Annotated in this window: 21 protein-coding genes and 1 riboswitch; of the genes, 4 read left to right on the plus strand and 17 right to left on the minus strand. The window is 70.3% G+C overall.

The annotated features are described in order from the left end of the window. Positions 1-40: 40 nt before the first annotated feature. The 3 genes from ABZT06_RS17360 (at position 41) to ABZT06_RS17370 (ending at position 2,459) form a co-directional block, all read left to right on the plus strand. A complete protein-coding gene (locus tag ABZT06_RS17360) occupies positions 41-460 on the plus strand; it encodes a VOC family protein (protein WP_355741072.1) in 420 nt (139 codons plus the stop codon). A 34-nt stretch (positions 461-494) separates the two neighbouring features. Further along, a complete protein-coding gene (locus tag ABZT06_RS17365; RefSeq protein ID WP_355741074.1) occupies positions 495-1,616 on the plus strand; it encodes an LOG family protein in 1,122 nt (373 codons plus the stop codon). Positions 1,617-1,763: 147 nt separating this feature from the next. Then, the gene (locus tag ABZT06_RS17370) at positions 1,764-2,459 is read left to right on the plus strand and encodes an LAETG motif-containing sortase-dependent surface protein (protein ID WP_355741076.1); all 696 of its coding nucleotides are present in this window, start codon (positions 1,764-1,766) and stop codon (positions 2,457-2,459) included. A 58-nt stretch (positions 2,460-2,517) separates the two neighbouring features. Here ABZT06_RS17370 and ABZT06_RS17375 read toward each other — a convergent pair whose 3' ends face one another. The 13 genes from ABZT06_RS17375 to rpsB form a co-directional block, all read right to left on the minus strand. Next, positions 2,518-3,306 carry a maleylpyruvate isomerase family mycothiol-dependent enzyme gene (locus tag ABZT06_RS17375; protein WP_355741078.1) on the minus strand — a complete coding sequence of 263 codons (789 nt, stop codon included), beginning with the start codon at positions 3,304-3,306 and terminating at the stop codon, positions 2,518-2,520. A 25-nt stretch (positions 3,307-3,331) separates the two neighbouring features. Continuing rightward, positions 3,332-4,357: an ABC transporter ATP-binding protein gene (locus tag ABZT06_RS17380; RefSeq protein WP_355741080.1), complete on the minus strand. Its 1,026-nt coding sequence runs from the start codon at positions 4,355-4,357 to the stop codon at positions 3,332-3,334. Further along, the gene (locus ABZT06_RS17385; RefSeq protein ID WP_355741082.1) at positions 4,358-6,028 is read right to left on the minus strand and encodes an iron ABC transporter permease; all 1,671 of its coding nucleotides are present in this window, start codon (positions 6,026-6,028) and stop codon (positions 4,358-4,360) included. Next, on the minus strand, positions 6,004-7,077 hold the full coding sequence (locus ABZT06_RS17390) for a thiamine ABC transporter substrate-binding protein (protein WP_355741084.1): 1,074 nt from the start codon (positions 7,075-7,077) through the stop codon (positions 6,004-6,006). The genes ABZT06_RS17385 and ABZT06_RS17390 overlap by 25 nt, the downstream gene beginning before the upstream one ends. Continuing rightward, positions 7,074-7,181, minus strand: a riboswitch (TPP riboswitch). (Overlaps the previous gene by 4 nt.) 29 nt (positions 7,182-7,210) lie before the next feature. Further along, on the minus strand, positions 7,211-8,317 hold the full coding sequence (gene rlmN, locus ABZT06_RS17395) for a 23S rRNA (adenine(2503)-C(2))-methyltransferase RlmN (protein WP_355741086.1): 1,107 nt from the start codon (positions 8,315-8,317) through the stop codon (positions 7,211-7,213). 37 nt (positions 8,318-8,354) lie between these two features. Continuing rightward, positions 8,355-8,603, minus strand: a complete 249-nt coding sequence (locus tag ABZT06_RS17400; RefSeq protein ID WP_355741088.1) for a hypothetical protein — start codon at positions 8,601-8,603, stop codon at positions 8,355-8,357. Continuing rightward, positions 8,600-9,718, minus strand: coding sequence for a WXG100 family type VII secretion target (locus tag ABZT06_RS17405; RefSeq protein ID WP_355741090.1), 1,119 nt, complete (start codon positions 9,716-9,718; stop codon positions 8,600-8,602). The genes ABZT06_RS17400 and ABZT06_RS17405 overlap by 4 nt, the downstream gene beginning before the upstream one ends. Further along, a complete protein-coding gene (locus ABZT06_RS17410) occupies positions 9,715-10,044 on the minus strand; it encodes a type VII secretion target (protein ID WP_355741092.1) in 330 nt (109 codons plus the stop codon). Before ABZT06_RS17410 ends, ABZT06_RS17405 begins: the two co-directional genes overlap by 4 nt. Before the next feature lie 246 nt (positions 10,045-10,290). After that, positions 10,291-11,505: a phosphatidate cytidylyltransferase gene (locus tag ABZT06_RS17415; RefSeq protein WP_355741094.1), complete on the minus strand. Its 1,215-nt coding sequence runs from the start codon at positions 11,503-11,505 to the stop codon at positions 10,291-10,293. Then, positions 11,505-12,062 (minus strand): ribosome recycling factor, encoded by a 558-nt coding sequence (gene frr / locus ABZT06_RS17420; RefSeq protein ID WP_355741096.1) that lies wholly within the window; start codon positions 12,060-12,062, stop codon positions 11,505-11,507. Before frr ends, ABZT06_RS17415 begins: the two co-directional genes overlap by 1 nt. Before the next feature lie 146 nt (positions 12,063-12,208). Next, positions 12,209-12,967, minus strand: a complete 759-nt coding sequence (gene pyrH, locus ABZT06_RS17425) for a UMP kinase (RefSeq protein ID WP_355741098.1) — start codon at positions 12,965-12,967, stop codon at positions 12,209-12,211. Positions 12,968-13,154: 187 nt separating this feature from the next. Beyond that, positions 13,155-13,991 carry a translation elongation factor Ts gene (tsf, locus tag ABZT06_RS17430; protein ID WP_355741100.1) on the minus strand — a complete coding sequence of 279 codons (837 nt, stop codon included), beginning with the start codon at positions 13,989-13,991 and terminating at the stop codon, positions 13,155-13,157. A gap of 182 nt (positions 13,992-14,173) precedes the next feature. Then, positions 14,174-15,133 carry a 30S ribosomal protein S2 gene (gene rpsB / locus ABZT06_RS17435; RefSeq protein WP_355741102.1) on the minus strand — a complete coding sequence of 320 codons (960 nt, stop codon included), beginning with the start codon at positions 15,131-15,133 and terminating at the stop codon, positions 14,174-14,176. Between the two features lie 365 nt (positions 15,134-15,498). Between rpsB and ABZT06_RS17440 the strand changes: the two genes are divergently transcribed. Further along, positions 15,499-15,978: a M23 family metallopeptidase gene (locus ABZT06_RS17440; protein ID WP_355741474.1), complete on the plus strand. Its 480-nt coding sequence runs from the start codon at positions 15,499-15,501 to the stop codon at positions 15,976-15,978. 105 nt (positions 15,979-16,083) lie between these two features. On the opposite strand, the gene ABZT06_RS17445 is transcribed toward ABZT06_RS17440, so the two are convergent. The 4 genes from ABZT06_RS17445 to ABZT06_RS17460 form a co-directional block, all read right to left on the minus strand. After that, positions 16,084-16,641, minus strand: a complete 558-nt coding sequence (locus tag ABZT06_RS17445) for a helix-turn-helix domain-containing protein (protein ID WP_355741476.1) — start codon at positions 16,639-16,641, stop codon at positions 16,084-16,086. Between the two features lie 105 nt (positions 16,642-16,746). Continuing rightward, positions 16,747-17,589: an RNA polymerase sigma factor WhiG gene (whiG, locus tag ABZT06_RS17450; protein ID WP_355741104.1), complete on the minus strand. Its 843-nt coding sequence runs from the start codon at positions 17,587-17,589 to the stop codon at positions 16,747-16,749. A 241-nt stretch (positions 17,590-17,830) separates the two neighbouring features. Next, positions 17,831-18,988 carry a DNA-processing protein DprA gene (gene dprA, locus ABZT06_RS17455; RefSeq protein ID WP_355741106.1) on the minus strand — a complete coding sequence of 386 codons (1,158 nt, stop codon included), beginning with the start codon at positions 18,986-18,988 and terminating at the stop codon, positions 17,831-17,833. Next, entirely contained in the window at positions 18,985-20,610 is a 1,626-nt protein-coding gene (locus ABZT06_RS17460; protein ID WP_355741108.1) for a YifB family Mg chelatase-like AAA ATPase, read from the minus strand. Before ABZT06_RS17460 ends, dprA begins: the two co-directional genes overlap by 4 nt.

Here is a 20,610-nt window from a genome sequence, read left to right on the forward strand (position 1 = left end):
CTACCCCCCGTACAGCACGCATCCGATGGGAGAGACTCCGATGACCGCGCCGACCTACCAGCAGATGATCTTCGTCAACCTTCCCGTGAACGACCTCGACGCCTCGAAGAAGTTCTACACAGAGCTCGGCTACTCGCTCAACGAGCAGTTCAGCGACGACAAGGCCGCCTCCGTCGTGATCAGCGAGACCATCGTCGCGATGCTGCTCACGAAGCCGTTCTACTCGACCTTCACCAAGAAGGAGATCGCGGACCCGACGAAGAGCAGCCAGGTGCTGCTCTGTCTGAGCGCCGAGAGCCGCGAGAAGGTCGACGAACTGGTCGAGAAGGCGGTCGCCGCGGGCGGCACCGCCAACGACGACGTCCAGGACCAGGGCTTCATGTACGGCCGCTCGTTCGACGACCTCGACGGGCACGGCTGGGAGGTCGTGTGGATGGACCCGGCGGCGATCCAGGGCTGACCCCCGGGCAGACACGGCGTGCGAGCATGGGCGGGTGCAGACGAGCCCCGCCCATGCGGCACATCACGACGACCGTGAGATCGAGACGGTCGAGGAGTTCGACGCGGTCGTCTCGGCCCGCGGCGCCCTCAGCGGATTCCGCGTCCAGTCCGTCGATCTGACCGACCGGACAAGGGAGTTGCTGGCCACCGACACCGCGGGCGCCGTCTTCCTCGGCTGCCCGATGCGGGAGAACGCCGCGGAGAAGCTGCGCGCGGACGGCGCCCTGGTCTTCCCGCCCGTCCCGCACCTGCCGTTCGACCCGTACCGCGGACTCCTGTACTCCCCCGACGAGTTGTTCGGCGGACTGGAGAAGGGGTACGAGCAGACCCCCGACGCCCTCGCCTATGCCTGGTTCCAGCGCACCAAGGCCGACGGCGACATATACGCGTCGATGCTGCGCTCCGTCCACGACGACGCCGTCTCCGACGCCCTCGACGAACTCCTGCGCGGCGCGCGGGTCGTGGGGGTGATGGGCGGCCACGCGATGGCCCGCGGCACGGAGGTCTACGCCGGTGCCGCCCGCCTCGGCCGCGAACTGACCCGCGCCGGATTCACCGTGGCCACCGGTGGCGGCCCGGGCGCGATGGAGGCGGCCAACCTCGGCGCCTACGCGGCTCCCTTCGACGACACCATGCTCGACGAGGCGTGCGAACTCCTCGGCAAGGCGCCGTCGTTCACTCCCTCGATCACCGACTGGGCGCGCGCCGCCTTCGAGATCCGCGCGCGCTGGCCCCGGGGCGGTCACTCCGTCGGCATCCCGACCTGGTTCTACGGGCACGAGCCGCCGAACGCCTTCGCCTCGCATATCGCCAAGTACTTCGCCAACGCCACCCGCGAGGACGGCCTGCTGGCCCGCTCCACCGCGGGCGTGGTCTTCCTGCCGGGTGCCGCCGGCACCGTGCAGGAGATCTTCGACAACGCGACGCCCAACTACTACGAGTCGCGCGGCGAACCCACGCCGATGGTGCTCGTGAACCGCGTCCACTGGACGGAGAGGCTGCCCACCTGGCCACTTCTCCAGGCGCTGGCGCGGGAGCGGTCAATGGAGGCCCGAATCGCCCTTGTTGACCGGATCGAGCAGGCTCCGGCGGCACTGAAACGTCTCACACGGTAATAAGAATGCAAAGCCAACGGTTGTAGGGCCCCTGCACGTTGACACTGCTTATGCAGCGCTTATAGACCTGTGAGACTCGTGAGGATGGTGATGACACATCACCACCCCTTCCACCCCCCGCATTTGCGCACCCCGTGAAGGACGAACGTGGCATTTACGCCCATATCCCGCCGCACCTCCCGCGCCGCGCGCTTCCTCGGCGTCGCCGCCGCCACGACCGCGATCGTGCTCGGCGCTTCCGGCAACGCCCTTGCCTGCAACATCAAGGAGTTCTCCGCCGAAGCCAAGTGTGACGGCACGCAGGGCGTCATCACCGTCACCGACGTGGACAAGTCCGGCGTCGAGGCGACCGTCTCCGTGTACCTGCAGAGCAACGGTGCCGACGCGAAGAAGGTCGGCGAGCAGACGGTGAAGGGCTCCAAGGAGGGCACCACCGTCACCTTCAAGGAGGACTGGGCGCCCAACGCCGAGTACCGCGTCCACGTCGAGGCCCTGCCCTACATCAAGGGCGAGGACATCAAGCCCAACCTGACCACCCCGGCGACCGCCTGCAAGACCGAGGACACGCCGACCCCGACGCCCACCCCGTCGGGCTCCGCCAGCACCCCGGCCGAGGAGTCCCCGGCCCCGACTGCGACCCCGTCGGCCTCGGAGGGCACCACCGCTCCGGCGACCGCCGAGAGCAACGCCCCGTCGCCCGCGGCCGGCGACTCCAACCTCGCCGAGACCGGTGCGAACTCCAACACCGGCCTGATCGCCGGGATCGCCATCGCCCTCGTCGCCCTCGGCGGCGGCGCGGTGTTCTTCGGCCTGCGCCGTCGTGGGGCGAGCAGCAGCCGCTGACGCCCGCACCACGTCCTGTGGCCCGTCCCCGGTCCGGGGGCGGGCCACAGCCGTGCCGTCATCCGAACGTGGTCCGCTCCAGCCAGAACTCCAGCAGCTCCCGTTCCCCGAGAACCTCCAGCTCCGGGCTGTCCAGGGGCAGTCGACGGTAGAAGGCGAGCATGACGGCGGTGAGCGGTCCCCGCAGCGCCACGGTCGCCTTCTCGTGCCCCCGCCGCCACACGATGACGTCCTCGGTGAACTCGACGATCCACTCGGCGTCGAGCCCGGGTGCCCCGTCGGTCGCGTGCAGATGGATACTGCGCCCCGGCCCCCGCAGCTGCGTAGCCTCGTCGTGCGGCATGGCCCGCTGCACGAACTCCACGATCTGCAGCCACTCGTCGATCGCGTCGGCGGCGATCTCGGGGGCGACCTCGTACGGCTGCCCGGCGGCGAGCGCGGCGTCGGCACGGTGGACGGTGAGCTCGTGGGTCATCCGGCGGGCCCAGAAACCCGAGGTCGGAATGCCGGCCCAGGACCACACCTCGGCGTCCGGGCCTGCCTCGCGGAGCGTGGCGACGAGCGTCTCGCCGGTCTCACCGAGCCACGCGTCGAGGTCAGCGGCGCCCACGGGCCCCTCCCCCAACGGCACGTGACCCTCCGGGACTTCCTCCCTGGCCCGGGTCCGCACCATCAGCTCCGCCCAGCGCAGGGCGCCCCCGGTGTGCCGCAGCAGCCGCTCCAGCGACCAGTCCGGACACGTCGGCACGGTCGCCGACAGGTCGGCCCCGGAGGTCACCACAGCCCTCAACAGGCCCACCTGGTGGGCGATCTCGTCGCAGTAACGGTCGTGCGCGAGCAGGGTCATGCCCCGCACTGTAGGTCCGCCCTGGTCAGCCCAGCACCACAATTTCGTCCGGGTCGAACTCCACCCCGACCGCGTCCCCGACCTCCGGCGCCGCGCGCAGCGCACACGCGGCCTCCAACCGCGGCCCGCCGCCTTCCGAGGGGTGCAGGTGTACGGCGACATGCGTGCCCTTGAAGGTGCGCGCGGCGACCGTGCAGCGTAGCCCCTCCTCGGCCGTCACGAGCCGTACTCCCGCGGGCCGCACCAGCACGCTCCGGACTCCCTGGGCGGCGCCCGGAGGCACCGGCACCTTGCCCCACGCCGTGTCCGCCGCCTCACCCGTCACCGTCCCCTCGACCACGTTCTCGAAGCCGAGGAAGCGGGCCACGAACTCGTCGGCCGGCCGCTGCCACACCTCGAGCGGCGTACCGGACTGGGCGATCCGCCCGTCCCGCATCACCACGACCCGGTCGGCGAGCGCGAAGGCCTCGCCCTGGTCGTGGGTGACCGCGAGCACGGTGGTGCCCAACCGCCCGAACAGCTCCCGCAGTTCGACGACCAGCCGCTCCCGCAGTGACCGGTCCAGCTGACCGAGCGGCTCGTCGAGCATCAGCAGCCGGGGCCGGGGGGCGAGCGCCCGGGCCAGCGCGACCCGCTGCTGCTCACCGCCGGACAGCGCGCCGACGGCCCGCCGGTCGGCACCCGGAAGCCCGACGAGATCCAGCAACTCCCGCACCCGCGCGTCCTGTTGCGCCCTCGAAGCCCCGTGCATGCGCAGCCCGAAGGCCACGTTGGCGCCCACGTCCCGCTGCGGGAACAACTGGTGGTCCTGGAACATCAGCCCGACCCCGCGCTTGTGCGCGGGCACTCCGTCCTGGTCGCACCCGTCGAGCAACACCCGCCCGTCGCCCAGCGGTTGGAGCCCGGCCACCGCCCGCAGCAGCGTCGACTTGCCGCTCCCGCTGGGGCCGAGCACGCACACGATCTCGTGCTCGGCGACATCGAGGTCCACCCCGTCGAGCACGGCTCGCCCACTGAACCGTACGGTCGCGTCCTGAAGGCTCAGCAGCATCTAGAACTCCCCGGTCCGGTCGGTCCGCAGCCGTTCGAGGACCAGCAGCGCCACCGCGCACACCACCATCAGGATCGTCGAGAGGGCCATCGCCTGGCCGTAGTTGAGGTCCCCGGCCCGCCCGAGCAGCCGGGCCACGGCGACCGGCAGCGTCGGGTTGTCGGGCCGTGCGATGAACACGGTCGCCCCGAACTCACCCAGTGACACGGCGAAGGCGAAGCCTGCCGCGATCAGCAACGCCCGCCGCACCATGGGCAGATCGACCTCCCGCCACACCCGCCACGGCGAGGCCCCGAGCACGGCGGCGGCCTCCCGCAGCCGGTGGTCCACGGCCCGCAGCACCGGCAGCATGGTCCGGACGACGAACGGCACCCCGACCAGCGCCTGCGCGAGCGGCACCAGGATCCAGGACTGCCTGAGGTCCAGCGGCGGCTCGTCGAGGGAGATCAGGAACCCGAAGCCGACGGTCACCGCGGACACCCCGAGCGGCAGCATCAGCAGCGCGTCGAAACCCCGTACGAACCGCCCGGCGTCCCGCCGCGTCAACGCCGCCGCCGCGAGCCCCCCGACGAGCACCGCGAGGGCGGTCGCGGCGAGGGCGTACTCCAGCGAGTTCCCGACCGCCTCGATCGGCGCGACGAGGAAGACCCCGCCGTCGCTGCGGGTCAGCGCCCGGTAGTAGCCGAAGTCGGAGGTGTCCAGCGACCGTTGCACGAGGACGGCGAGCGGCAGCACGAGGAGTACGGCGACGCTGCCCACGACGCCGGCCAGCAGCCCCCACTCCCCCGCGCCGCGCGGCCGCCGGGCGGTGACGGACGCGTCGACGAGCCGCAGGGCGGTCTCCCGGCGCCGTACGGTCCAGGCGTGCACGGCGAGGACCGCGCCCACCGCGACGAACTGGATCAGCGTCAGCACGGCGGCCGTGGACAGGTCGAAGATCTCGGAGGTCTGCCGGTAGATCTCCACCTCGAGGGTCGAGAACGTCGGCCCGCCGAGGATCTGCACCACGCCGAAGGAGGTGAAGGTGAAGAGGAAGACCATCAGCGCGGCGGCGGCCACGGCGGGCGCGAGCGCGGGCAGCGTGACCGTCCGCCACGCCGTGAGCCGGGACGCGCCCAGCATCCGCGCGGCCTCCTCCTGACGCGGGTCCAGCTGCGCCCAGAGCCCGCCGACGGTCCGTACGACGACCGCGTAGTTGAAGAAGACGTGCGCGAGCAGGATCGCCCACACGGTGGTGTCCAGCCGTACGCCCCAGAGGTCGTCCGTGAGGCCGCCCCTTCCGACGAGTGCCAGGAAGGCCGTACCGACGACGACCGTCGGCAGCACGAAGGGGACGGTGACCACGGCCCGCAGGACCTGCTTGCCGGGGAAGTCGAAGCGCGCGAAGGCGTACGTGCCGGGGAGCGCGATCAGGAGCGTGAGCGCGGTGGAGGCGAGCGCCTGCCAGGTGGTGAACCACAGCACGTGCCGGATGTCCGGCTGGGCGAGGACGTCGGTGATCCTGCCGAACTGCCAGGTCCCGCCCGCCTTGAGTCCGCGCGTGACGATCGCGGCGACGGGATAGGCGAAGAAGACGGCGAAGAACGCGACGGGCACGGCCATGAGCCCGAGCCGGGCCGCCGCGTTCCTGACGCCCTGGCGGGGCCTTACTTCAGTACGAGCGAGGTCCACGACTTGACCCAGTCGTCACGGTTGTCGGCGATCTTCGCCGGGTCCATGGTCTCGGGATCCTTGGCCTGCGGACCGTACTCGGTGAACTCGGCCGGCACCTGGGCGCCGTCCACGACCGGGTACACGAACATGTTGAGCGGCATGTCCTGCTGGAACTCCTTGGTGAGCAGGAAGTCCAGGAACGCCTTGCCGCCCTTGGTGTTCTTCGCGTTGCTCAGCAGCCCCGCGTACTCGATCTGCCGGAAGCAGGTGCCCTGCGCGACCCCGGTGGGCGCGGTCGTCGGCTTCGGGTCCGCGTAGATCACCTCGGCGGGCGGCGAGGAGGCGTACGACACCACGAGCGGCCGGTCGGCCTTCGCCTTCTTCCCCCCTGCGGAACCTGAGAACTCGTCGTTGTAGGCCTGCTCCCAGCCGTCGACGACCTTGACGCCGTTGGCCTTGAGCTTCTTCCAGTAGCCCTGCCAGCCGTCGTCGCCGTACTTCGCGGCCGAGCCGAGCAGGAACCCGAGTCCCGGCGAGGAGGTGGAGGCGTTCTCGGTGACGAGGAGGTTCTTGTAGGCGGGCTTGATCAGATCGTCGTACGACGTCGGCGGCTGGAGCTTGTGCGCGGTGAACCAGGCCTTGTCGTAGTTGACGCAGATGTCGCCGCTGTCGATGGGCGTGACCCGGTGCTTGTCCTGGTCGACCCGGTACTCGGCCTTGATCCCGTCGGCGCCCTTCGCCTCGTACGGCTGGAAGAGGCCGTTGTCGAGCGCGCGGGAGAGCAGGGTGTTGTCGACGCCGAAGAAGACGTCGCCCTGCGGGTTGTCCTTGGTCAGGATGGCCTTGTTGACGGCCTGTCCGGCGTCGCCGTCCTCCAGGACCTTCACCTTGTAGCCGGACTTCTTCTCGAAGTCGGCGAGGACGCTCTTGGAGACGGCCCACGAGTCGTGGCTGACCAGGGTGACGGTCTTGGAGTCGGAGGATGTGCCGCCGTCGGACGATCCGCAGGCGGACAGGCCGAGCATGCCCAGGCCGACGACGACAGCAAAGTACTTCTTGTTGTTCACGGTGATGACCGAACTTCCTACCCAGAATGACCTGGGCGAGGTTCAGAGGGTCTGCGGCCCGATTGCCGCACTCTCAGCGCTGTGGCGCTCCCCTGTCGGATATGAAGATGTACGTACGTGTACGTACGTCAGACTACCGCTCGGTCGCCGCGAGCTGACCGCAGGCCCCGTCGATCTCCTGCCCACGGGTGTCCCTGACGGTCACCGGCACCCCGTGCGCGGCGATCGCCTCGACGAACGCCTTCTCGTCCTCGGGCCGGGAGGCGGTCCACTTGGACCCGGGAGTCGGGTTCAGCGGAATCAGATTCACATGCACGGGCTTGCCCCGGAGCAGCCGCCCGAGGCGGTCTCCCCGCCAGGCCTGGTCGTTGATGTCCCGGATGAGGGCGTACTCGATCGACAGCCGACGTCCGCTCTTCTCGACGTACTCGAACCCGGCGTCGAGCACCTCGCGCACCTTCCACCGTGTGTTCACGGGGACGAGGGTGTCGCGCAGCTCGTCGTCGGGCGCGTGCAGGGAGATCGCTAGCCGGCACTTGAAGCCCTCGTCGGAGAACCGCTGAATCGCGGGCACGAGACCGACGGTCGACACGGTGATACCGCGCTGCGAGAGCCCCAGCCCGTCAGGGGCGGGATCGGTGAGCGCGCGAATGGAGCCGACGACCCGCTTGTAGTTGGCGAGCGGCTCCCCCATCCCCATGAAGACGATGTTGGACAGCCGCGCGGGCCCGCCCGGCACCTCCCCGTCCCGCAGCGCCCGCATCCCGTCCACGATCTGGTGGACGATCTCGGCGGTGGACAGATTCCGGTCCAGCCCGGCCTGCCCGGTGGCACAGAAGGGACAGTTCATCCCACAGCCCGCCTGCGAGCTGATGCACATGGTCACCCGGTCCGGGTACCGCATCAGCACCGACTCCACGAGCGTCCCGTCGAACAGCCGCCACAGCGTCTTGCGCGTGGTCCCCTGGTCGGTCGACAGATGCCGCACGACGGTCATGAGCTCGGGAAGCAGCGCCTCCTGGAGCTTGCCGCGCGCGCCGGCCGGGATGTCCGTCCACTGCGCCGGGTCGTGCGCGTACCGCGCGAAGTAGTGCTGCGAGAGCTGCTTGGCACGAAACGGCTTCTCCCCGATCCCCGCCACGACCTCCTTGCGCTCGGCGGGCGTGAGGTCGGCGAGGTGCCGCGGCGGCTTCTGGGCTCCGCGGGGGGCGACGAAAGTGAGTTCTCCGGGCTTAGGCATAGCCATACCAGTGTCGCAGATCATCCAGGCCCCCCGATCAAAGGAGCTGGACACCGCCGTACGAGACAGCGAGGCCGATCGCGGTGACGAGCGGTCCGATCACGTACCCGCCCCATTTCCTGTCCTGGATCCCCCGCACCAGCGCGACGCTCAAGACCGCGCCGAGGACCACGATGCCGATGCCGACGATCAGGATCAGGAATCCGAACAGGCCGGTCCAGGTGAGGGGGTGGTCCGGGTTGGGGGTGAACACGGCCGCGAGGGGCACGGCGCCGGGGTCGCTCACTTGTCGTCCTTCGTCAGGTCCTGGATGTCGGCCTCGATGCCGGTCCCGGCCGCGTACACGCCGGTGTTGAGCGTGGTGCCCACGGTGTTCCGGAAGGCTCCGTCCGCGAGCTTCCCCCGGTCGCTGAGGTGCTCCCCGCCGAGACTGCCGTGCTGCTCCAGGGCGTGGCCGACCCCGTGGTTCTGGGCGTTTCCGAAGGAACCCGTTGCAGCGTTCGTCAGGGCGTCCTGGCCCATGGTCGATGCGTCCTGGCCGCTCATGGCGTCGGCGGTGAGGCCGCCTGCCACATTGCCGGCCGCGCCGTTGACCGTGGTTCCGACCAGGCCCTCCCCCTTCAGGAGGTCACCGGCGGTCCCGACGAAGCGGGTACCCAACGCTCCGGCTCCCGAGACGAACCCCGTCGTGCCCGCCGCGGCCCACCCGCCGTTCCTGAGGTCGTCGCCGACCGTCACCGGCTGCCCGTGGACGGCCTGGTTCAGCATCAGGCTGCCCGAGTCGGCGACGAAGTTGGTGACGAAGGTCTCGGTGGCCTTCGCGCTGAAGCGCCCGAACGTGGCCAGCCACTCCACGAGCTTCGCCGTCTGTTCGGCTCCGCTCGCGCCGAGCCGTTCCAGCAGACCGCCCACCTTCTCCGCCGCCGACGTGAACAAGCGGACCAGGTCCACGACCTTGGCCACCCGCTCCGCCACCGCTGTGTTGGCGACCAGGTCGGAGAGGAAGCCGGTGAAGAACGACAGCGCGACCCCGGCGATCTCCATCTCGGCGATCTCGACGCAGATGTCGATGATCTCCTTGTTGATCCCGTCGATCTCGTCCGCGTAGGACCGCAGGCCGTCGGCGACGTGATGGAAGTCGGCGGCGATGTCCTGGACGGCCTTCTTCTGCTCGCCCCAGTGCTTCTCGAAGGCGTCCCGGGCGGCTCCGTGCCAGCCCTGCCGGTCGACCCCGGCGATCGCGGAGTCCACGGCCCGCACGACATCCGTCAGTTCGGTGCCCATGGCGTCCCAGGAACGGGCGATCGCCCGGAGCGTGTCGCCGTCGCCACCGGGGAGTTCCACGCCGGACGCCTGGAGGATCTCCAGGACCTTGCCGTCGATCCAGCCGTTGACGTTCACGGGCGGCCGCTGGAGGCCGCGGTGTGCAGATATCCGAGGGCGGTCCGGTCCGAATCCGCGTAGTGGGTGGCGTTCAGCCGCAGCCGGTCGCTGTCGGTCCTGAGCACGTCCGGGAGATGCCCGAGCGCTTTGACGGTGTTCTCCAGCAGCTGCCGGTACTTCTCCGTCGCCCCGTCACAGCTCCCCAGCAGTCCGAACGCCTGGCCGATCTCGGCCGCGCTTCCCGAGAACGTTGCGATGGGCCCGGCAAGCCCCGTCGCCTCCCGGTCGAACCTGCCCGCCAGATCCGTCAACGTGTCGGGGTCCACCCCGAACTGCTCGCTCATCCCGCTCCCCCGTTCGAAAACCGACGCGACGGTCAGCATCCCGGACGAGATCCCGTGGAAACGGCTCTTTTTACGTCTGCGAAGCAAGGCCTGACACACAATTTGCGCCGACCCGGTCTGTGCCATGCCCGCCTTGGCGAAATGCAAAGAGCGGGCTCTTGCGACCTCAACGACCCGGCCCCCGCCCAACGACTTGACCCCCGCCCTGAGAACAGGACGGGGGCCACACGAGCCGTACGGGCGACGTCAGCCGGAGCCCACGAACAGCACCAGCAGCAGCCACACCACGGGCGCCGTCGGCAGCAGTGAGTCCAGACGGTCCATGATGCCGCCGTGGCCCGGCAGGAGCGTGCCCATGTCCTTGATGCCGAGGTCCCGCTTGATCATGGACTCGCCGAGGTCACCCAGTGTCGCGCTGGCCGCGACCGCGAGCCCGAGCAACAGGCCCTGCCACCACCTGCCGTCGTCGATCAGGAACTCCATGCACAGCGCGCCCGCCGCCATCGCGAACGCCACCGCTCCGGCCAGGCCCTCCCGGGTCTTGCCGGGGCTGATGCGCGGCGCGAGCTTGTGGGCGCCGAAGCGCCAGCCGACCGCGTAGGCGCCGGTGTCGCTGACCACGGTCAGGAGCAGGAAGGTCAGGACGCGAGCCGCCCCGTCCTCGGCCGTCAGCATCATGGCGACGAAGGTGGCCAGGAACGGGACGTAGAACGCCGCGAAGACAGCCGCCGTGACGTCCTTGAGGTAGCCCTCCGGCGGTTCCGTCATCCGCCAGGCGAGGACGGCGAGTGCCGTGAGCGCCATGGCGACCCAGGCCCCCTCGGCGCCGCGGACGTACCCGGCGACGACCATCGCGGCCCCGCCGAGCGCCAGCGGCACGAGCGGCGCCTTGATGCCCTTGCGCTCCTCCAGCCGCTTCGTCAGCTCCCAGAGCCCGACCACCACAGCGACCACGATCACGCCGACGAACGCGGCCTTGACGAAGAACAGCGACGCGATGATCACCGCGCCGAGTCCGACGCCGACCCCTATGGCCGCGCCCAGGTCCCGCCCCGCGCTCTTCTTCTGCGGCGCGGGTGCCGGCTGCGGGGCGTCGGGCATGGGCTCCGGATCCTGCTTCTGCGGCGCCGCCGCGTAGGGCTGCGCCGATGCGGTCTCTTCACGGAAGGCCCCGTCATGGGACATGCCGTCATGGGACATCCCGACACGAGACATCCCGTCATGGGACGCCTCGCCCCGGAACGAAAGACCGCTCAGCCGAGCGGTCCCCCGGTCGTCATCCTGGTCGTCGCCATACCGAGGTACAGCGGGTCCGTCGGGCACGATGGGCATGGGGCGAGTGTGCTGCGCGTCATGCGCATCGTACGCGGGACCCGCCGGGGCAGCCCCCTGGACAGGCCCCTGGTCGGACGGCCCCCAGTACCCGGCGTGTGGCGGAGTCGCCCAGGAAGAGTCGTTCATCAGACCTCGAGAAGCTCCGCTTCCTTGTGCTTGAGGAGCTCGTCCACCTGGGCGACGTACTTGTGCGTCGCGTCGTCGAGTTCCTTCTCCGCACGGCGGCCCTCGTCCTCGCCGACCTCGCCGTCCTTGACGAGCTTGTCGATCGCGTCCTTGGCCTTGCGGCGGACCGAGCGGATGGACACGCGCGAGTCCTCGGCCTTGGCCCTGGCCACCTTGATGTAGTCGCGGCGGCGCTCCTCGGTGAGCTCGGGGAACACCACTCGGATGATGTTGCCGTCGTTGCTCGGGTTGACGCCCAGGTCGGAGTCACGGATCGCCTGTTCGATGTTGCGCAGGGCGGTCTTGTCGAACGGGGTCACCACGGCCATGCGCGGCTCCGGCACGGAGAACGAAGCCAGCTGGTTGATCGGCGTCGGCGCACCGTAGTAGTCGGCCACGATCTTGTTGAACATCGCCGGGTGCGCACGCCCGGTGCGGATCGCGGCGAAGTCCTCCTTGGCGACCACGACGGCCTTCTCCATCTTCTCCTCGGCCTCGAGGAGGGTCTCTTCGATCACCACTTGCTCCTGCGTGTCTTGAGTAGGCCCGGCTGCTGTTCCATGTGCGTGGGGCGGCGGCCGGCTGCGTCGCGTCTTCTTCCTGCACGGTTCCCGACCGGCAGGACATTGTCCATCCCCCGGTCAGGGACCGGGTGTAACCCGCGTCAGTCCCGGCTGCCCTGGTCACCCACCAGCGTGCCGATCTTCTCACCCTTGACGGCTCGCGCGATATTTCCCTCCGTCAGGAGCTCGAAGACCACGATCGGGAGCTTGTTGTCGCGGCACAGCGTGACGGCCGTGGCGTCGGCGACCTTCAGGTCACGGGTGATGACCTCGCCGTATCCGAGGGAGTCGAACTTGACCGCGTCGGGGTTGGCCTTCGGGTCGGAGTCGTAGACCCCGTCCACGCCGTTCTTGCCCATCAGCAGCGCCTCGGCGTCGATCTCCAGGGCGCGCTGCGCGGCGGTGGTGTCGGTGGAGAAGTACGGCATGCCCATACCGGCGCCGAAGATGACCACGCGGCCCTTCTCCAGGTGGCGCACGGCACGCAGCGGGATGTACGGCTCGGCGACCTGGCCCATGGTGATGGCGGTCTGCACCCGGCTGTCGATGCCCTCCTTCTCCAGGAAGTCCTGGAGGGCGAGGCAGTTCATGACGGTGCCGAGCATGCCCATGTAGTCCGAGCGGGCGCGGTCCATGCCGCGCTGCTGGAGTTCGGCACCGCGGAAGAAGTTGCCGCCGCCGATGACGACGGCGATCTCGGCGCCGTCCCGGACGACTGCGGCGATCTCACGAGCGATCTTGTGCACCACGTCGGGGTCCACACCCAGGCCCCCGCCACCGGCGAACGCCTCTCCGGACAGCTTCAGCAGAAACCGGCCGCGTACTTTGCCGTCGTCGCTCTTCTGGGCCTTGGTGGTCATGGGATCCCGCCTCTTTCACCTGTTGCACATACGAAGAAGGCCACTGCCGGTGGGGACTGGTTCGCATCCCATGCGCGGCAATGGCCTCCTCGTCAGATCTGCTGTCGTCCGCCACGCGCGTGCGTGGCGGCGTACCGGACGACTGCTGACGACCCTATAGGGCCCGCGCGTCGCTCGCGGTACGGACTCAGATGCCGACCTTGATACGCGTGAAGCGCTTCAGGGTGACACCGGCCTCGTCCAGGACCTTCTGGACCGACTTCTTGGGGTCGAGGGCGTACGGCTGACCGAGCAGCGTGGCGTCCTTGAAGAACCCGTTGACGCGACCCTCGACGATCTTGGCGATCGCGGCCTCGGGCTTGCCCTCGGCGCGGGTGGTCTCCTCGGCGATACGGCGCTCGGACTCGACGACCTCGGCCGGCACGTCCTCCTTGGAGAGGTACTTCGGCGCGAAGGCGGCGATGTGCTGGGCGACACCGCGAGCGGTCTCCGCGTCCGGCTTGTCCAGCTCGACGAGGACACCGATCTGCGGGGGCAGGTCGGGCATCGTGCGGTGCATGTACGCGGTCACGTAACCGTCGGTGAACTGCGCGAAGCGGTCCAGGACGATCTTCTCGCCGAGGTTGGCGTTGGCCTCGTCCACGAACGCCTGGACGGTCTTGCCGGCCTCGATCTCGGAGGCGAGCAGGGCCTCCAGGTCGGCCGGGGAGGTCGCGGCGACGTGCTCGGCGATCTGGCCCGCGACGGCCTGGAACTTCTCGCCCTTGGCGACGAAGTCCGTCTCGCACTTCAGCTCGACCAGGACACCGGAGGAGTTGTCGTCGGCGATGATCGAGACCACGGCGCCGTTCTCGGCGGAGCGGCCCTCGCGCTTGGCGACGCCCTTCTGGCCCCTGATGCGAAGCGCCTCGACAGCCTTCTCGACGTCGCCCTCGGCCTCGTCCAGCGCCTTCTTGCAGTCCATCATGCCGGCGCCCGTGAGCTCACGGAGCTTCTTGACGTCGGCGGCGGTGTAGTTCGCCATGAGTCTGTGAATCTTTCTCGAAGTCTGGAAGATCGAAGATCTACGGGGTCTGCGGCCCCCATGTAGCCAGGGGCCGCCGACTCTCCGCTGACCTACGGGTGAACGGCGGGAGCGGAAAATCACCGCGCCGAAGGCGCTGATGGATTCGGTCCGCTCCCGCCGTCACCCCTGACGCTGACGGATCAGGCCTGCTCGGCGTCCGCGGCCGGAGCGGCCTCGGCGGGAGCCTCGGTGGCGGGAGCCTCGGTGGCGGGAGCCTCAGCCTCGGCGGCGGGAGCCTCAGCCTCGGCGGCCGGGGCCTCGGCAGCAGGAGCCTCGGCGGCGTCCGCGGCCGGAGCGGCCTCGGCGGGAGCCTCCTCGGCCTTCTTCTCGCCGCCCTCGAGCAGGTCGCGCTCCCACTCGGCGAGCGGCTCGCCCGCGGCCTTCTCGCCCTTGTCACCGGTGGCGACGCGCGAGCGGCTGATGAGGCCCTCGGCGACGGCGTCGGCGATCACACGGGTGAGCAGCGTGACGGAGCGGATCGCGTCGTCGTTGCCGGGGATCTTGTAGTCGACCTCGTCGGGGTCGCAGTTGGTGTCGAGGATGGCGACGACCGGGATGTTGAGCTTCCGGGCCTCGCCGACCGCGATGTGCTCCTTCTTGGTGTCCACGATCCAGACGGCGCTGGGCACCTTGGACATCTCGCGGATACCACCGAGGGTCTTCTCCAGCTTGGCCTTCTCGCGCGAGAGCACGAGAAGCTCCTTCTTGGTCAGACCGGACGCGGCGACGTCCTCGAAGTCGATCTGCTCGAGCTCCTTGAGGCGCTGCAGACGCTTGTAGACGGTCGAGAAGTTGGTGAGCATGCCGCCCAGCCAGCGCTGGTTGACGTAGGGCATGCCAACGCGGGTGGCCTGCTCGGCGATGGCCTCCTGCGCCTGCTTCTTCGTGCCGACGAACATGACCGTGCCGCCGTGGGCGACGGTCTCCTTGACGAACTCGTAGGCGCGGTCGATGTACGACAGCGACTGGAGCAGGTCGATGATGTAGATGCCGTTGCGCTCCGTGAAGATGAAGCGCTTCATCTTCGGGTTCCAACGACGGGTCTGGTGACCGAAGTGGACGCCGCTTTCCAGCAGCTCCCGCATCGTGACGACGGCCATGGCCGTTCTCCTTGGTGTTCTCGGTTGTACCGCGGGTACCGGAGGGCACTCGCGCCTGACGCCCGCGACGCGCCTTGCCACAAAGGACCGAGAGGCGCTGACACCGACCGCGTGACGGCCTGATGTCGGGGCGTGCGAAGTCGACCCGGTCACCCGGATCGCCAGAAGAAGTGTACGGGACCGGCGGAGTACCGGGTGACGCCGCTGTCCACAACCCGGGAGTAGTCCACAGGTGCCAGCCGTGACGCGGCCGGGTGCGGCACGGTTCGGGGATGCGAGCGAAACGATGTGCGGGTACGGCGCTGGGGTTGTTGCTGCTGGTCCTGGCGGTTCTGCCGCTTCGCCCGCCGCCCCCACCGAACCCCATGAAGCCGGCGGGCACGGACGTCTCGGTACCGGTCGTGGGCCGCACCTGGCCCGTGGGCACCCGCCGCCCGGCGGTCCTGCGCGGCTGGGAACCTCCGGCGACGGTGTACGGCCGCGGTCACCGGGGCGTCGATCTGGCAGCATCTGCCGGCACTTCGGTACGGGCGGTGGCGGCGGGCCGGGTGTCCTTCGCGGGCCGGGTGGCGGGCAAGGGGGTCGTCTCGGTGGAACTGACGGGCACAGACCTTCGCACCACCTACGAACCGGTGACGGCGTCGGTGGAGAAGGGCGACGAGGTGGAGGCGGGCGAGGTGGTGGGAACGGTGGACCCCACGGGCTCCCACTGCGCGACCACGTGCATGCACTGGGGTCTGCGCAGAGGCGAGACCTACCTCGACCCGCTGTCCCTGCTCCCGCCGTGGCTCCTGCGCAGGGGCCCGTCGCGACTGCTCCCCGTACTCGATGTCCCTTTGCCCTGATGTCCCCTTGCCCTGACCTCGGCCGGTCGCGCAAGGCGGCCCGCCCCCGCAAGCGCGGCCGTCCCCGTAAGTACGGCCGCCCCGCAAGCGCGGCGAGCGAAAACCTCAGCCTCGCACGCCTCGCAGCGCCATCGAGACCGCAGCCTCGGTGATCGCCGAAGGCTCCTCCGCGGCCCCCAGTTCGATCCTCCGCACAGCGGCGTCCACGACCCCCTGCACCAGCATCGCCGCCAGTCGAGGCTGCTCATGCCCCATCTCTGCGAGCGCCTCGACGATCATCGCGATCAGTCCGCCGTGCGCCGCCCGGATCTTCTCCCGGGCCCCCGCGTCCAGCTCACTCGCCGAGATGGCGACGACGGCTCGGTGCCTCCGGTCCCCCACCAGCGTCAGCTGCCGCCGCACATAGGCCTCGACCTTGGCCTCCGCCCCCTGAGCCGAGGCCATCGCGGCCGAGACATCCGCGGCCCACACCGGGAAGTCGACCTCGCACAGCTCCTCGACCACGGCGGCCCTCGACCGGAAGTACTCGTACACGGACGACCGCGCGAGTCCCGTCCGCTCGGCGAGAGCCGGGAAGGTCAGCGCCTCCGTCCCGCCCTCGGACAGCAGAGAGCGAGCCGCGTCCAGCAGGGCGGCTCGCTGCATCGACCGGTGCTCGGCCACGGAGGCCGCTCGAATCCTTGGCACGTCAACCACTGTACGGATGCACCACTCCGGGCGGGAGTCACTCCAGTCGACCAGCCGCGACCAGCCGGCCGTCCGGCCAGGTCAGCGACCGAAGCCGGCCAGCTTCGCCCGGAGCTGCAGCACGGATTTGGTGTGGATCTGGCTGACCCGGCTCTCGGTCACTCCCAGCACGTTCCCGATCTCGGCGAGCGTGAGCCCCTCGTAGTAGTACAGGGTCACGACGGTCTTCTCCCGCTCGGGCAGCGTGTTGATGGCCCGCGCGAGGAACCGTCTGAGCTCCCGGTCCTCGGCGACCTCCACGGGGTTGTCCGCGGCGGTGTCCTCCAGCGTGTCCATGAGGCTCAGCCGGTTGCCGCCCTCGCCCCCGACGTGCAGCAGCTCCTCCAGCGCCACCACGTTGGCCAGCGACAACTGGCTGAAGACCGCGTGGAGATCGTCCACCGCGATCCCCAACTCGCCGGCGACCTCCCCCTCCGTCGGCGTCCGTCGCAGCCGCGCCTCCAGGGTCGCGTACGCCCGCTCGACGTTGCGCGCCTTCTGCCGCACGGATCGCGGGATCCAGTCCAGTGCCCGCAGTTCGTCGATCATCGCGCCCCGGATCCGGGTGATCGCGTACGTCTCGAACTTGATCTCCCGGTCGATGTCGAACTTCTCGATCGCGTCGATGAGCCCGAAGACCCCCGAGGAGACGAAGTCCGCCTGCTCGACGTTGGGCGGCAGGCCGACGCTCACCCGCCCGGCGACGTACTTCACGAGCGGGGAGTAGTGCAGGATCAGCTGCTCTCGCAGCCGCTCGTCTCCCGTCGCCTTGTACGACCGCCACAGCTCGTCGAGCGTCGAGGGAGCCGGCGGCCGCACGCTGCCACCGTCACGGGCGGCTGGGGGGATGGCCGCCCGGTCGGACCCGGAAGTGTGCTGGGGCATTCGTCGCCTTGTGCCGTTCTGCCTGAAGTACGCGATGTACGTGGAGTGCGTCGGAATCCCCGTGAGCGTAGCGTGACTGAACAGTCGCAGTGCGCAAACAGCATGCCGGGGTTCGTCCCGGAGACGATCCGCGGACCGTTCCCGGGAGGCGCGGCCGTCGCCCCATGTGATCAACGGAACTCCCCAACTGCGGGAATTCCCAAGGGCTTCGGGGTTCCCCCGGACGGCCGAACACGCTCGGTCAACTCGGGCCGCGGCCGCCCCGGACGGAGATCATCGCCTGGCGTGTCAACTTCCAGCCGTCGCCGTGTCGTTCGACGTAACCAAGTGAACGGAGTTCGTACAGTCTCGCGACGGCGTCGTCCCGGGTCGTCTGCGCACCGCGCGCGATCTCGTCGACCCCGGCCTCCCGCCGCCCGGGCAGGGCGGACAGGACCCTTCGCGCCTCCGGGTCCAGCAGATCGCGCGGCAGCACGGGTCCGCGCCGGTCGGGGGCCAGCTCTCCCATGTCGCCGACCAGCTCGGCGACTTCCGCGGCGTCCGTGACCAGCGTGGCGTCCCCGCGCAGCAGTTCGTGCACCCCCGCGGACAAGCTGCTGGTGGCCGGGCCGGGCACCCCTATCGTGTGACGTCCCAACCGCTGTGCCGCCCGGGCGGTGACCAGTGAGCCGCTGCGGTGGGCGGCCTCGACGACCACGGTGCCCCGGGTGAGGGCGGCGATCACCCTGTTGCGCAGCACGAATCTGCTGGGAGTCGGATGATCGCCGGGCGGCAACTCCCCGATCACCAGGCCCTGTTCCGCGATCCTGGTGATCAACTGGGTGTGTCCGCGCGGATAGGGCCGGTCGACCCCGCAGGCCAGGACGGCGACGGTGGCACCGCCTGCGCCGAGGGCACCGCGATGGGCGGCGCCGTCGACCCCGTAGGCCCCGCCGGACACGACGACCCACCCGAGTTCGGCGAGCCCGGTGGCTAGGGTGGCCGCCATGTGGGCCCCGTACTCGGTACAGGCACGGGCCCCGACGAGGGCGACGGACCTGAGCGCCCACATCCGCAGGCTGGGCCGCCCCCGCACCCACAGTCCGAGCGGCCGCGCGTCCCCGAGGTCGTCGAGCTGCCCCGGCCACTCGGCGCTCCCGGGAACGAGGAACCGCGCCCCGGCCTCGTACGCGACCGCGAGATCCCGGCGCGGCGCGGCCACCCGGGCTCTGGCCCGCATTCCACCCCACCGCTTCTCGCTCACTCCCGGCAACGGCTCACCGCACCCGCGCAGCCGCGCGGCCACCTCCGCCACGCCCCGCTCCCGGACCCAGCGCCCCGCGGCCTCGTCGCCGGGTTCGACGACCCGAGCGAGGAAGACGCGGTCGAGCAGCTCGGCCTCGGGTTCGTCGCCGGTCATGCCGGCGCCCCGATCGCCATGGGCACGCCCCGGGGCACTCCGGTGCGCAGTTGCAGCGCCAGGGCGACGTCCGTCGCGTCCGGGCGGTCGTGTCCGACGAGGTCCGCGACGGTCCAGGCGACACGCAGGACGCGGTCGAGTCCCCGGGCGGTCAGGACGCCCCGCTCCAGATTGCGCTCGGCCTCGTCCATCGCCCCGGGCACGGCGTGCCAGCGGCTGCGCAGCTCGCGTCCGGGCACCTCGCTGTTGGTCCGCCACGGGGTGCCGGTGAAGCGCACCGCCGCCCGTTCCCTGGCGGCCCGCACCCGGTCGGCGACCACGGCGGTCGACTCACCCCGGGCACCGCGTCCGGCGAGCTGGTCACGCGTGACACGGTCCACCTGCACCCGCAGGTCGACCCGGTCGAGCAGCGGGCCGGAGAGCCTGGCCTGGTAGCGGCGGACGGCCGAGGGCGGGCACTCGCAGAAGTCGTCGGTCTGCGAGAAACGGCCGCAGGGGCACGGGTTGGCCGCGAGCACCATCAGGAACTTCGCCGGGAACCGTACGACACCCGCGCTGCGCGCGATCACCACGTGCCCCGCCTCCAGTGGCTGCCGCAGCGCGTCGAGGGCCTGGGTGTTGAACTCGGGTGTCTCGTCCAGAAAGAGGACGCCTCGATGAGACAGCGACACCGCGCCCGGACGGGCGATACCGGGTCCGCCGCCGACGAGGGCCTGCATGGTGGCCGAGTGGTGCGGTGCACAGTAGGGGGCGACGTCGATCAGGGGTTTGCCCGGTGGCAGCAGACCCGCCACCGAGTGCACCGCCGTCACCTCGAGCGACTCCTCCCGGGCCAGCCGGGGCAGCACCGCGGGCAGCCGCTCGGCGAGCATGGTCTTGCCCGCGCCGGGCGGCCCCTCCAGGAACAGGTGATGGCCACCGGCCGCGGCGACCTCCACGGCCGTGCGCGCCGAGGTCTGACCGACGACGTCGGCCAGGTCGTGTCCGTGGTCCTGCTGAGCGGCTCCGGCGCTGTGCATGCCGGTGGCGGCGCCGGTGCCCGGCACGCGCAGGCCGGCCAGCAGCGGATCGGGGCGGCCCGGCTCGTGCGGCTCCTCGTCGGGCACCGGTTCGTCCGCGAGGACCGCGATCAGCTGCCGCAGACTGCGGACGCCCAGCACGGAGACCCCGGGCACCAGCGAGGCCTCGGCCGCGGCACACTCCGGCACCACGACCTGTACGTAGCCGGCGTCCGCGGCGGCCAGTACCGCGGGCAGGATGCCCCGGACCGGACGGACCCTGCCGTCCAGCCCCAGCTCTCCGATCATCACGATGTCGGCGAGCACGTGGGGGTCGATCCTCTCCGAGGCACCCAGCACGGCGCACGCGACAGCGAGGTCGAATCCGGAACCCGCTTTCGGCACCGACGCCGGGCTGAGGCCGACCGTGAGCTTCTTCTGGGGCCATTCACCCCCCGAGTTCACGACGGCCGCCCGGACCCGGTCCCGGCTCTCCGTCAGGCTCTTGTCCGGCAGCCCCACCAGCGTGAAGGCCGCGACCCCTGGCTCCAGGTCGGCCTGGACCTCGACCACGACCCCTTCGACGCCCACCAGCGCCACCGAGCACGTACGAGCGAAAGCCAT

The sequence above is a fragment of the Streptomyces sp. NPDC005483 genome (assembly GCF_040606035.1).
GTDB lineage: Bacteria > Actinomycetota > Actinomycetes > Streptomycetales > Streptomycetaceae > Streptomyces.

Bases quoted from the DNA above. Each gene is read 5' to 3' on its own strand.
- ABZT06_RS17360 (WP_355741072.1), top strand. From the start codon at position 41: ATGACCGCGCCGACCTACCAGCAGATGATCTTCGTCAACCTTCCCGTG.
- ABZT06_RS17375 (WP_355741078.1), bottom strand. From the start codon at position 3,306: ATGACCCTGCTCGCGCACGACCGTTACTGCGACGAGATCGCCCACCAG.
- ABZT06_RS17380 (WP_355741080.1), bottom strand. From the start codon at position 4,357: ATGCTGCTGAGCCTTCAGGACGCGACCGTACGGTTCAGTGGGCGAGCC.
- rlmN (WP_355741086.1), bottom strand. From the start codon at position 8,317: ATGCCTAAGCCCGGAGAACTCACTTTCGTCGCCCCCCGCGGAGCCCAG.
- ABZT06_RS17410 (WP_355741092.1), bottom strand. From the start codon at position 10,044: ATGAGCGAGCAGTTCGGGGTGGACCCCGACACGTTGACGGATCTGGCG.
- ABZT06_RS17415 (WP_355741094.1), bottom strand. From the start codon at position 11,505: ATGAACGACTCTTCCTGGGCGACTCCGCCACACGCCGGGTACTGGGGG.
- pyrH (WP_355741098.1), bottom strand. From the start codon at position 12,967: ATGACCACCAAGGCCCAGAAGAGCGACGACGGCAAAGTACGCGGCCGG.
- tsf (WP_355741100.1), bottom strand. From the start codon at position 13,991: ATGGCGAACTACACCGCCGCCGACGTCAAGAAGCTCCGTGAGCTCACG.
- rpsB (WP_355741102.1), bottom strand. From the start codon at position 15,133: ATGGCCGTCGTCACGATGCGGGAGCTGCTGGAAAGCGGCGTCCACTTC.
- ABZT06_RS17440 (WP_355741474.1), top strand. From the start codon at position 15,499: ATGAAGCCGGCGGGCACGGACGTCTCGGTACCGGTCGTGGGCCGCACC.
- whiG (WP_355741104.1), bottom strand. From the start codon at position 17,589: ATGCCCCAGCACACTTCCGGGTCCGACCGGGCGGCCATCCCCCCAGCC.
- dprA (WP_355741106.1), bottom strand. From the start codon at position 18,988: ATGACCGGCGACGAACCCGAGGCCGAGCTGCTCGACCGCGTCTTCCTC.
- ABZT06_RS17460 (WP_355741108.1), bottom strand. From the start codon at position 20,610: ATGGCTTTCGCTCGTACGTGCTCGGTGGCGCTGGTGGGCGTCGAAGGG.